General features: G+C 44.4%; 9 protein-coding genes. 3 read left to right on the forward strand and 6 right to left on the reverse strand.

What is annotated here, in order from left to right:
- Window position 1 precedes the first annotated feature (1 nt).
- The 3 genes from BSHG_RS12815 to BSHG_RS12805 are packed head-to-tail and all read right to left on the reverse strand — an operon-like array spanning window position 2 to window position 2,497.
- Entirely contained in the window at window positions 2-1,180 is a 1,179-nt protein-coding gene (locus tag BSHG_RS12815; protein ID WP_005785371.1) for a class I SAM-dependent rRNA methyltransferase, read from the reverse strand.
- 24 nt (window positions 1,181-1,204) lie between these two features.
- On the reverse strand, window positions 1,205-1,855 hold the full coding sequence (locus BSHG_RS12810; protein WP_005785374.1) for a 3'-5' exonuclease: 651 nt from the start codon (window positions 1,853-1,855) through the stop codon (window positions 1,205-1,207).
- Window positions 1,856-1,861: 6 nt separating this feature from the next.
- Window positions 1,862-2,497 (reverse strand): DUF5063 domain-containing protein, encoded by a 636-nt coding sequence (locus BSHG_RS12805; protein WP_005785376.1) that lies wholly within the window; start codon window positions 2,495-2,497, stop codon window positions 1,862-1,864.
- A 112-nt stretch (window positions 2,498-2,609) separates the two neighbouring features.
- On the opposite strand from BSHG_RS12805, the gene BSHG_RS12800 reads away from it, so the two are divergent.
- The 3 genes from BSHG_RS12800 to trxB are packed head-to-tail and all read left to right on the forward strand — an operon-like array spanning window position 2,610 to window position 6,768.
- Window positions 2,610-5,099, forward strand: coding sequence for a DNA translocase FtsK (locus tag BSHG_RS12800; RefSeq protein ID WP_008658836.1), 2,490 nt, complete (start codon window positions 2,610-2,612; stop codon window positions 5,097-5,099).
- A 24-nt stretch (window positions 5,100-5,123) separates the two neighbouring features.
- A complete protein-coding gene (locus tag BSHG_RS12795) occupies window positions 5,124-5,765 on the forward strand; it encodes a LolA-like putative outer membrane lipoprotein chaperone (RefSeq protein ID WP_008658838.1) in 642 nt (213 codons plus the stop codon).
- Window positions 5,766-5,820: 55 nt separating this feature from the next.
- Window positions 5,821-6,768, forward strand: a complete 948-nt coding sequence (trxB, locus tag BSHG_RS12790) for a thioredoxin-disulfide reductase (protein ID WP_005785383.1) — start codon at window positions 5,821-5,823, stop codon at window positions 6,766-6,768.
- Between the two features lie 153 nt (window positions 6,769-6,921).
- On the opposite strand, the gene BSHG_RS12785 is transcribed toward trxB, so the two are convergent.
- The 3 genes from BSHG_RS12785 to BSHG_RS12775 form a co-directional block, all read right to left on the reverse strand.
- Window positions 6,922-9,366: a beta-N-acetylhexosaminidase gene (locus BSHG_RS12785; RefSeq protein ID WP_008658841.1), complete on the reverse strand. Its 2,445-nt coding sequence runs from the start codon at window positions 9,364-9,366 to the stop codon at window positions 6,922-6,924.
- Window positions 9,367-9,410: 44 nt separating this feature from the next.
- On the reverse strand, window positions 9,411-10,112 hold the full coding sequence (locus BSHG_RS12780; protein WP_005785389.1) for a Crp/Fnr family transcriptional regulator: 702 nt from the start codon (window positions 10,110-10,112) through the stop codon (window positions 9,411-9,413).
- Window positions 10,113-10,453: 341 nt separating this feature from the next.
- Window positions 10,454-12,643: a glutamine synthetase III gene (locus tag BSHG_RS12775; RefSeq protein WP_005795924.1), complete on the reverse strand. Its 2,190-nt coding sequence runs from the start codon at window positions 12,641-12,643 to the stop codon at window positions 10,454-10,456.
- Window positions 12,644-12,704: the final 61 nt, after the last annotated feature.

The following is a 12,704-nucleotide window of genomic DNA, read 5'->3' on the forward strand; positions in this document are numbered from 1 at the left end:
ATTATTCTACATAGAGCACCAATCCTTTGAGATATTCCCCTTCCGGGTGATAGATGTTCACCGGATGGTCTGCGGGCTGGGTCAACTGATGTAGTATACGTACACTTCTGCCCGACATGGCGGCAGCAGTAAATACAGCAGTACGGAAATTATCTTTGGTCACTACTTGCGAACATGAGAAGGTGAATAAGATACCACCCGGTTTGATTTTCTCAAATGCTTTGGCATTGAGCTTGCGGTAGCCCTGAAGGGCATTGCGCAGCGCATCCTTATGTTTGGCAAATGCCGGAGGATCAAGAATGATCAAGTCGTACTGGTCACCCATACGGTCGAGATATTTGAAAGCATCTTCAGCAAAGGCTGCATGACGGGTATCTCCCGGGAAGTTTAATTCTACATTTTTATTAGTCAGATCGATGGCTTTTGCAGAACTGTCTACCGAGTGCACCTGTTTGGCACCTCCACGCATGGCGTAAAAGGAAAAGCCTCCGGTATAACAGAACATATTTAATACCGACCGCCCCTTGGCATAACGCTCCAGTAGAGCACGATTCTCACGCTGGTCTACAAAAAAACCTGTTTTTTGTCCCTTCAGCCAGTCTACATGGAATTTCAGCCCATATTCCTGAGCGATGTTGTCGCTGCTTCCTCCTTTAAGGAAACCGTTCTCCGGGAAAAGGTCCGCTTTAAATGGGAGGGTCGTTTCTGATTTATAATAGATATTTTCAATCTGATCACCCATAACTTCGGACAAAGCTTCGGCAATGGCCATACGGTCTACATGCATTCCTGCAGAATGTGCCTGCATCACAGCAGTCCGGGCATAAACATCGATAACGAGTCCGGGCAGATTATCGCCTTCTCCATGTACCAGGCGATAGGTATTGTTAGTCGGATTGGTAGCGATGCCAATACTGCGTCGCATGTCGTAGGCCACTTCCAATTTGTGTTTCCAGAAATCGTGGTTAATCTCTTCTTGTTTGAACGAAAGTACACGTACAGCAATACTTCCGATCTGGAAATGCCCTTTGGCAATAAATTCTTTTTTTGAGGTGTACACTTCCACTACTTCACCTTCCTCGGGTTCGCCGTCGAAGTGGGCGATGGCACCAGAAAAAATCCAGGGGTGGAACCGTTTCAATGAGTCTTCTTTGCCGGGTTTAAGATATACTTTATGCATAAATTTATTATGTTGTTTTTACTTTTATTGTTGATCTGAACCTACTTTTACTTTCTCTGTGGCTTCCTCTTCCGGAGCCAATTCGTAGTTTCCTGTTCGTTTCAGTTCCTCCAATAAGTGATATATGTTGAGGCAGGCCCAAGCATCTGTAGCTGCGTATTGCTTTTGAGCATCCGTCAGTACATCTGCTTCCCAATTAGAAAGACGCTGTGATTTTGAGATTTTCTCACTAAACAAGATACCGTATATCTTTTGCAGGCTCTTATCCTGAATGCCGAAAGGACGGACGTACTCTTGTAACTCAATGCATGCCTGTTGATTGAAAGGGGCTCGTTTGTGTAACATCATGAAGTCGTCTTTTAGCGAAAGGCCCACTTTGATTACTTTCGGATCTTCAAGTAGTTCTATGATAGGTTGGGTTAGGCCGGTCATGTTCAGGCGAAACAGAAAGCAACACTCGTCAGATGAAATCTGAAGTAATGCTACTTTATGAGAATGTCCCTTGGTGAATGAGGGACGTGTCTCGCTGTCGATTCCCAAGATGGCTTGGGATTGCAGATAAGCCACCGCTTTTTGCGCCTCACTTTCAGTCTGTATTACATGAATCCGTCCGGGAAATGCTGCTTTGGGCATCTCCTTCACCTCTTCTTTGCTTATGGTTCTTTTTAAAATCATATTCTTTTATTCATCATCATGGCAATGGCAGCCATGATCGTGACAATGGCAGTCGTCATCTTCACAGTGACAGTCTTCATTGTTTTCGGGTTCGTACTCTTCTTCCTCTTCGTCTTCTCCCCGGGCTTTCGGACTATATTTTACGTCATGCAGGGCACGCATGGTGTTTACCAGTTTTTGTCCCCACAAGAGTCCGAAGTTTTCTTGGCAGATGGCGAGGGAATCGTTCATCGTCTCGTTCAATCCCAGCTGGAATACGAAGATAAAGTCTTTGATATCCTGATAGATATCGGCCAAATCTTCCGAAATATTCTTTTTGATCGGTTCGTCACTGTAAGCCATGTCGGGTAGAAATACTTCCAGATAATCGTCTTTTTCTGCCAATATGGATGCCAGGTTGATGCGTAACACTTCGTAAATTTCTTCCGTTACATACGTTTCAGGTGATTCATCACCTATCATTTCGCATTTCGGAAGCATGGATGCTTTTAGATAAAGCAAAGGAAGTATTTTAAGGGTGGTATCAACAAACGTACTGCGTTTCATACTTTCGGCACGTTCCAAAAAAGCGCAGAACTCGGCGGCTACTGTAACGAATTCTATCACATTCTTATCAAATATTACTTGACTCTCTTTTTTCATATCTGCTTGAATTGAAACGCAAAGGTAAGAAAAAGTTGTGGGTAGTCCAATGAAATTCTTTTTTTTACTACTTTTGCATCATTAATTATATAGCTTAAGATTCATCATCCACATGGCAAAAAAGAAATCAGATAAGGAAGCAGAACAGAAGCCGGCTTCCACAAAAAAATATGTGGCTTTCTTCAGGAACGAAACAATTCACTTTGTAATCGGGTTGGTACTGGTCATTTTCTCAGTCTATTTGTTACTGGCCTTTACCTCTTTCTTTTTCACTGGAGCAGCTGACCAAAGTATTATTGATAGCGGAAATGCCCAGGACCTTGCTGCTGTGAACAATCACGTAAAGAACTATGCAGGTTCCCGGGGAGCTCAGTTGGCAAGCTACCTGATCAATGATTGTTTTGGCATTTCCTCTTTCTTTATTTTAATCTATTTGGCTGTTGCCGGACTCAAATTAATGCGTGTGCGTGTGGTACGCCTTTGGAAATGGTTTATCGGATGTTCATTGCTGCTCATTTGGTTTTCTGTTTTCCTTGGTTTCGTTTTTATGGACCATTATCAGGACTCCTTCATCTATCTGGGTGGATTGCATGGTTATAACATCAGTAACTGGCTGATTTCTCAAGTCGGCATTCCGGGTGTATGGCTGATTCTTCTGGCAACAGGTATTTGTTTCCTTATATATATGAGTGCCCGCACCATCATTTGGCTGCGTAAGCTTTTTAGTCTTAGTTTCTTGAAGCGTAAACAAAAAGAAGAACTTGCTGAAGTTACTCAGGCCCCTCAACCACATGAATATGATAACCCGAAACCTCAGGAAGTGGAATTTGATGTAAATCGTACTTTCCGGCAGGAAGTACCGGTGAAAAAGGTGGAAACTACTGTTGTGCCTGAAACACCTGTCGAATCTTCAACTGAAATGCCTGTGACTCCGGAAGACAGGGATGTGACATCCGATGGTGATGTGACTATGACTTTTGAACAGACAGCTCCTGATCCCGTACCTCCTTTTCGGGCAGCGTCGGCAGATAAAGAGCCTGAGTTCGAGATAGAGCCTGCTGCCGATGATGAAAATTATCTGGGTGCGGAGACCGAACCTTACAACCCTAAATTGGATTTAGAGAACTATCATTTTCCTACTATCGATTTGATGAAACACTATGAAAATAGTGAGCCTACCATCAATATGGAGGAACAGAATGCGAATAAAGACCGTATTATCAATACATTGCGTAGTTTTGGCATTGAAATAAGTACGATTAAAGCTACGGTAGGACCTACGGTAACTCTTTATGAGATCACTCCGGAACAAGGAGTACGTATTTCAAAGATTCGTGGCTTGGAAGACGATATCGCTTTGAGCCTTTCTGCGTTGGGCATTCGTATCATTGCTCCCATACCTGGAAAAGGTACGATCGGTATCGAGGTGCCTAACTCAAATCCGAAGATCGTTTCAGGACAGTCTATTATAGGTAGTAAGAAGTTTCAGGAGTCAACCTATGATTTGCCTATTGCACTTGGTAAAACCATTACGAATGAGGTATTCATGGTTGATCTTTGCAAAATGCCGCACGTATTGGTGGCAGGTGCTACCGGACAAGGTAAATCTGTCGGCTTGAACGCTATCATCACTTCACTGCTTTATAAGAAGCATCCTGCCGAATTGAAGTTTGTTCTGGTGGATCCTAAGAAAGTGGAATTCAGCATTTATTCTGTCATTGAGCATCATTTTCTTGCAAAACTTCCCGATGGTGAAGATGCTATCATCACTGACGTAACTAAAGTGGTGCAGACCCTCAATTCTGTTTGTGTAGAGATGGACAGCCGCTATGATCTGCTGAAAATGGCTCATGTGCGCAACATTAAAGAGTACAACGAGAAGTTCATCAATCGCCGCCTGAATCCGGAAAAGGGGCATAAATTTATGCCTTATATCGTAGTGGTTATTGATGAGTTTGGTGATTTGATTATGACAGCCGGTAAGGAGATAGAACTACCGATCGCCCGTATTGCGCAGTTGGCACGTGCCGTAGGTATTCATATGATTATCGCAACCCAGCGTCCGACTACCAATATCATTACAGGTACTATTAAGGCCAACTTCCCGGCACGTATCGCATTTCGCGTGTCAGCGATGATGGACTCACGTACTATCCTCGACCGTCCGGGAGCCAATCAGTTGATCGGTCGCGGTGATATGCTCTTCCTTCAGGGAGCCGATCCGGTACGTGTACAGTGTGCATTTATCGATACGCCCGAAGTGGAAGAAATCACCAAGTATATTTCACGTCAGCAGGGATATCCTACCGCCTTCTTCCTGCCCGAATATGTGAGTGAAGATAGCGGCAGTGATTTGGGGGAAGTCGATATGGGACGGCTCGATCCGTTGTTTGAGGAAGCTGCCCGGTTGATTGTGATTCACCAGCAGGGATCTACTTCGCTGATACAGCGCAAATTCTCCATCGGCTACAATCGTGCCGGGCGTTTGATGGATCAGCTGGAAAAGGCCGGTATTGTAGGTCCCTCACAGGGAAGCAAGGCACGCGATGTGCTGTGTGTGGACGAAAATGACCTTGAAATGCGTTTGAACAATATTCAATAATCAAACGTTAAATGAGTGTATACAATGAAGCAGATTATAATTAGCATTTGGATAGCTTTACTGACTTTGCCTGTGTTTGCTCAACAACAAATGCAGGCAAAAGTTGTGCTTGATAAGACGGCGGCCACATTTGAAAAGGCAGGCGGTATCTGTGCGGAATTCAACGTGACAGTGTTTAACAAAAGCAGGATGGCCGGACAGTCTGCCGGAGTCATCGAACTCAAAGGGGAAAAGTTTGTACTGAAAACAGACGATGGTATTACTTGGTTTGATGGTAAGACCCAGTGGAGCTATCTGAGAAGCAGTGATGAAGTTAATATCAGTAACCCTACCGGGACCGAATTGCAGGGCCTTAATCCGTATGCGCTTTTACAGATATACCGTCATGGCTTCGACTATAAGATCGGATCATTGAAGAACTTTGGTGGCAAACCGGTCTATGAGGTAGTATTGACTGCTACTGATAAGAAGAGAGATTTATCGCGAATTGTGCTTTATGTGAGTAAAGACACTTATCAACCCTTGTTCATTATGATGGAACAACGTGATAAGAGTCGTAGCGAGATCACTGTGACCGGTTATCAGACAGGTTTGAAATATGCCGATGGTATGTTTGTGTTTGATAAGAAACAATATCCTCATGCCGAAGTGATTGATCTTCGGTAGGAGAGGGAAATGATTTCAAGCGTTAAATAGTAAATCGTAAAATATAAATAGGAGTATGGAAACAGAAAGAATTAAATGCCTTATTATAGGTTCAGGACCAGCCGGCTATACAGCCGCTATCTATGCTGGACGTGCAAATTTGTCACCGGTGCTTTACGAAGGAATACAGCCGGGTGGACAGTTGACTACCACTACCGATGTAGAAAACTTCCCGGGCTATCCGCAAGGAATCAGCGGACCACAATTGATGGAAGATCTTCGTACACAGGCCGAACGTTTTGGTGCTGACATCCGCTTTGGGATTGCTACCGCTTCTGATCTTGGTCAGGCTCCTTACAAAATTACAATCGATGGTGAAAAAGTAATCGAAGCCGATTCATTGATTATCGCCACCGGAGCTACAGCCAAATATTTAGGACTGGACGATGAAAAGAAGTATGCCGGTATGGGGGTAAGCGCTTGTGCTACTTGCGACGGTTTTTTCTATCGTAAGAAAGTGGTTGCTGTGGTAGGTGGTGGTGACACTGCTTGTGAAGAAGCGATCTATTTGGCCGGACTCGCTTCCAAGGTTTATCTGGTTGTGCGCAAGCCTTATCTCCGTGCTTCGAAAATTATGCAGGAGCGTGTGAGGAAACATGATAAGATTGAAGTACTTTTTGAGCATAATGTAGTTGGTCTTTTCGGTGAGAACGGTGTAGAAGGTATGAATCTTGTGAAACGTTGGGAGGAGCCCGATGAAGAACGCTATTCATTACCTATCGACGGTTTCTTCCTTGCTATCGGGCATAAACCGAATTCGGACATCTTTAAACCCTATCTGGATACTGATGAAGTGGGATATATTACCACCGACGGTGACAGTCCTCGTACCAAGGTACCCGGAGTATTTGCTGCGGGTGACGTAGCTGATCCGCATTATCGTCAGGCTATTACAGCAGCCGGAAGCGGATGTAAAGCTGCTATTGAAGCTGAACGCTATCTGTCTGAAAAGGGATTGATCTAAGATTTGTAAAAAACTACAAAGATATTCCGGACGCAGTTGTCTCTTTGGACAGTAATTGTGTCCGGAAATAAAGCGGAGGACGCAGAGTTTATATTTTCAGAAATGGAATAATACTCTGTGTCCTCCGCGTTTTTGTGGAGTATGATGTGGTCGTTAATATACTTCTATTTCGTCCAAATAGATGTTAGCCTGAACCACATCTTTTTCATTCGGGTCTTTCACGAAATCAATACCGTTTCGTAAAGTACCACCATTTTGAAGAGTGATTTTGATATACTTGACTTCTTTGGGGGCAAAGCCTAATGTATCAGTGAATGCCTTTCTGCCTCTTTCAGGATAGTTCCGTTTGAAGGAAGCTTCTGCCATTTTATCATACTTCCGTCCGTCGGAAGAGGTCTCGACAGTAGCTACACTGGGAGGGAGAATGACTGATGCGGGGTTGTATAACGAACCGAAGACCACTTTGCTGACAGTAGTAGGCTGTTCGAATTCAACGATAAATACCAGTTTATTGCAGGCGTCGTTCATCCGGAATCCGCTCCACGGAGTCATCGAAGCGATGTTGCCACGTTTACCGTTGGTCAGTCCGAAAGTGCTTATATCAGTACCGAGAACATCATTTTCACCAAAAATGTCGCCTTTGGCCCCTCCGATGGGCGGAGTCACTGTGAAACTTTTACCACTGATCAGATTGCCATACAACTTCTTTCCACTGACCTTGCCCAACATCTTTCCGTCTTTGAAAGCAGCGGCTTTCACGTCCATCTCGCCGGATAAGGCGAAAGGCTGATTGTAAATGGCAGATTCTACTGTTGGAACGCTTCCATTTGTTGTATAGTGAATTTCGGCATTGGGGTAGAAACTTTCCAGTACTACTTTCAACGTATTAGTTTCGTCTACATGTGTATTGATATTCACATCGAAGAAATTGCGGCAAGCTTTGACATTTTTCACATCCATACGACGGAAGTCTTCTACCATGCGTTGGCAAAAGTTATTCCAGTTTTTGTTTGCATTCAATGTCCAGCCCGTTTCGGCGATGGCTACTGCACGTGGGAAAGCCTGATAGTCGCGGTTGTCATTGCCGGGCATGTATTCCGTCCAGATGTTACCCTGTACACCGATGATATGCTTTTTCACCAGTTCGTTTGCATCGTCCGGTACAGGGTTGTAGCTGTAAGTCTTTTTAAGCGTATTATATCCACCGATGGTGACGGGAGCTATCTCCGGTTCTTCCTGATACTGATCCAGATATGCGTATGGATTTGGTGTCATAATGGCGTTGTGTCCGGCTTTGGCTGCATTTAATCCACCCTCTACTCCTCTCCAGGACATAACGGTGGCATTCGGGGCCAGTCCGCCTTCCAGAATTTCGTCCCATCCGATGATGTTACGCCCTTTACTATTCAAGTATTTCTCCATGCGGGTGATGAAGTAGCTTTGTAACTTCTCTTCTTTGGTATGTTTCTTCCCATCGATAACGTTGGGGGTAACATCGTCTTTCAGTCCCAGTTGTTTGATCAACGACTGGCAGTATTCACTGTTGATCCAGGCTGTTTTCGGGCATTCGTCACCACCGATATGGATGTATTTGCTGGGGAAGAGATCCATAACTTCATCCATCACTCCTTCAAGGAATTGGAAAGTGGTGTCTGAAGGGCAGAATACCTGCTCAAATACACCCCAGGTTCCTGTCACATCGCATGTGCTGTCCGGTGTACATGAAAGTTCCGGATAAGAAGCAATGGCTGCTATTGCATGCCCCGGCATCTCGATTTCGGGGATCACCGTGATAAATTTGCTGGCTGCATAGTCTACAATGGCTCTGATCTGCTCCTGTGTATAGTATCCGCCATGCTCTTTGCCGTCAAAGACTTGCGGGTAGTTTACATAGTAATAATCTACCAATGTTTCTTTACGTTTGGAACCTATCTCAGTCAGTTTAGGATATTTTTTGATTTCGATTCTCCATCCCTGGTCGTCGGTCAGATGCCAGTGGAAAGTGTTCATCTTGTGCATGGCCAGCATATCGATGAATTTATATATATATTCCACCGGGGAGAAGTGGCGACATACGTCCAGCATCAGACCACGGTATGCAAAGCGCGGAGCATCTTCTATTTCGACAGCCGGTACCGACCATTCGGCGTTCTTCACCTTTTGATTACCATATACAACGGGTGGCAATAACTGATAAAGTGTTTGCACTGCATAGAAAAATCCCTTGGGGGTAGAAGCTGTAAGGGTGATATTTTGAGGAGTGACAGAGAGTTTATATCCCTCTTCGGGCATTCCGTCTTGCGGCACGAAACGAATAACAGGCTCGTCCGTTACGTTCTCGAAAGTTTGCTTTATGGTAATTCCTGATGTCAGCTTCAATCGGTTGATGAGGCTGTCGGCAATGATTTGTACGTCCGGTGTACAAGCGGTTGTTATGACTCTTACTTTTTTACTTATTTCGAACCGTCCCTGTTGGGGAATCATTTGGTTTGGCAACGGAACGATATTGTATTCGTTCACGATGGTTTCTTTTGACTGTTTACATCCGGGGGTGATGAAAAGCAGAGACAAAAGAAAAAGAGTAATTCCTTTTTTCATGGTAATAAATGTGTGTTAAGTTATTGAATGGCGACAAAGCGCTTTTATCCTATTTTGCTGATCTTCTTAAGTTTTTCCTCGTCGATGATCTTGATTTTTCGTCCGTCGATGGTGATCAGTCGTTCGGTTGCGAAGTTGGATAATGTACGGATGGCATTAGAAGTAGTCATATTCGATAGGTTAGCCAAATCCTCGCGTGAAAGATAGATACTTAACGTAGAGCCATCTTCTTCCAGTCCATAGCTTTCTTTGAGGAAAAGCAGTGATTCGGCCAAGCGTCCGCGAATGTGTTTTTGGGTCAAATTGACGGTTCTTTCATCGGCAATACCGAGGTCGATAGACAATTGACGAATGAAAAACATACCCAGGTCATTGTTCTGGCTTACCAGTGTCATGATAGCACTCATGGGAATCAGGCAGATGGTTGAAGGTTCGAACGCAGAAGCGGCAGTCACATAGTCTTCTTTGGCAAAGTAAGCTCGGTAACCGAAATATTCTGTAGGCTTTATCATGCGTATAATCTGACTTCTGCCTCCTACACCGTCTTTATAGATTTTTACTTTGCCGCTAAGCAGACACATCAGATAGGTAGGTGATTCACCTTCACAATAAATTGTTTCATTCTTTTTGTAATTTTGAAGGGTGAAATTATTGGCCAGGAACTCCCTTTGCTCTGCGTTTAGAGGAGCCCACATCTCTGCAATACGTTCGGGAACGTTTATTTCTGACAAATTCATCTTTACCATATCTGTTGCAAAACTGTGTTATAAAGCACAAATGTAGAAAGAAAAAATGAAAAACAGAATAGTTTATCGAAAAGTTTGCTATGTATGCTTTACATTTTGGAAGTCGGGCGGGCTATTTAGGAGAGTGAGCATACTCTTTCTGAGAGCAAGAAGCGCAATATGGAACTCCGGTTTATCTATCTTTCAAATTGAGCATTGATCTCTTTCAATCTTTTGTTGACAGACGCTGGGATGTTTGCCGGCAGGAAAGTAGGGTTGGGTAGAGGAAACCCGGGAAATGAAAAGCTCCCCATAAGAGATCTTTGAAAAGGACCTTCTTACGGGGAGACATCAAGTATGGCTTACTTCGTGAATAACAGTTCTCTGTATTTGGGCAACGGCCAGATTTCATCGTCAATTTCCATCTCGAGATGGTCTATATGGTCGCGTATGCTTTCCAGGTAAGGACGTACGGTCTCTTCGTAAGCAAAAGCTTTCTCTTTGAAGTTCTCTTTGTGATTGGCTACTTTGCGGGCTTCTGTCATGTCGCGTACCAGTACTTTAATAGCAGATACACGGTGAGAGATTTCTTTAATAAGTTCTTTCCGATCGGCACTCATTACTTCGTATTCTTCTTCAGAGAAGATTTCTTTCATTCTGCAAAGGTTTTCCAAAAGACGGTTCTGGTAGCTGACAGCGATAGGGACGATGTGGTTGATGGCCAGATCACCCAATACGCGGCTTTCAATCTGTACCTTCATGGTATATTTTTCCAATTCCACTTCCAGACGGCAGGCGAGTTCGGTTTCGTTGAAGATACGTTCGCCTATCAGTACGGCTCTCGATTGGTTATCCATATAATGCATCAGGGCCTCCGGAACATGGCAGATGTTGGTTAGTCCGCGGCGGGCTGCTTCCTGTTTCCACTCTTCTGAGTAGCCGTCACCCTCAAAACGGATAGGTTCGGAGGCTATGATATTTTCTTTCAGGATGCGGAAGATTGCTTCGTCCTTACCGATACCCTCTTCCATCAGTTTGTCTACCGATGCTTTAAATTCATTCAACTGGTTGGCCATGGCAGCATTTATGGCAATCATGGCAGCAGCACAGTTGGCTGAGGAGCCGGCGGCACGGAACTCAAAACGATTTCCTGTGAATGCAAAAGGAGAAGTGCGATTACGGTCGGTGGTATCGAGCAGGATTTCGGGTATACGCCCGATACCTAATTTCAAAGTTGTCTTCTCCTCCGGAGTCATTTTTGAGTTGGTCACCTGACGGACAATTTCATCGAGTGTAGCTGACAGTTGTGAACCCAGGAAAATGGACAAGATAGCGGGAGGTGCTTCGTTGGCTCCCAAACGGTGACTGTTTCCGGCACTCATAATAGAAGCACGCAACAGATCCTGATTCTTGTGGACCATCATTAATACGTTTACCAGGAAAGTAAGGAATAGCATGTTTCCTTTTGGATTTTTACCCGGTGCAAAGAGGTTGATGCCTGTATCGGTGCAGAGCGACCAGTTGTTATGTTTGCCCGAACCATTAACGCCATTGTAGGGCTTTTCATGGAAAAGAACAGCAAAATGATGTTTGCGTGCGATACGTTTCATCAGGTCCATTACCAGCTGATTGTGGTCATTCGCCAGATTACAGTTTTCAAAAATGGGAGCCAATTCAAACTGGTTGGGAGCGACTTCATTGTGGCGGGTCTTTACCGGTATGCCCAGCTTGTGACACTCTATTTCAAGTTCTTTCATGAAAGCTGTGACGCGTGGTGGAATAGAACCGAAGTAATGATCTTCCAACTGTTGGTCCTTGGCCGAAGAATGTCCCATCAAGGTGCGTCCTGTTAGTCGAAGGTCGGGGCGGGCATTATATAAAGAGGTGTCAACCAAAAAATATTCCTGTTCCCAACCCAAATTGGTGAATACCCGGGTGATATTTTTGTCGAAAAGCTGGCATACTTCGGTAGCAGCTTTGTCAACGGCTGCCAATGCTTTTAATAATGGAGTTTTGTAGTCGAGTGCTTCACCTGTATATGAGATAAAAATCGTCGGGATACAAAGAGTGGTGTCTACTACGAAAGCCGGTGACGAAACGTCCCATGCAGTGTAACCGCGGGCTTCGAATGTATTACGGATTCCACCATTAGGGAAAGAAGAAGCGTCCGGTTCCTGCTGGATCAGTAATTTGCCGGAAAAACGTTCGATTACTTCACCGTCTTCACCGAACTCGATAAAGCCGTCATGTTTCTCGGCCGTTCCGTCTGTCAGTGGCTGAAACCAGTGCGTGTAGTGTGTCACATTGAGCGATTTTGCCCAGCTTTTCATGCCGTTGGCTATCAGGTCGGCCATTTCTCGGCTGATAGGGGTGCCTTTTTCGGTAGCGTCTACTACTGCTTTGTATGCTTCTTTGGGAAGGTACTCTTGCATCTTCTTACGATCGAATACATGGCTGGCATAATAATCGGATAGTTTATTAGAGGGAGTAGTAATTTCTAAGGGCTTTCTGTTAGATAGCTCTTGTAGTGCGAAAAATCTCATTTTTGACATGATGGTGTCTCTTTTATTGGTTGTTGGGCACAAAATTATATGTTTTTTCTAATATACCCCT

Origin of the sequence: Bacteroides sp. 3_2_5 (assembly GCF_000159855.2) — a bacterium.
Classification (GTDB): domain Bacteria; phylum Bacteroidota; class Bacteroidia; order Bacteroidales; family Bacteroidaceae; genus Bacteroides; species Bacteroides fragilis.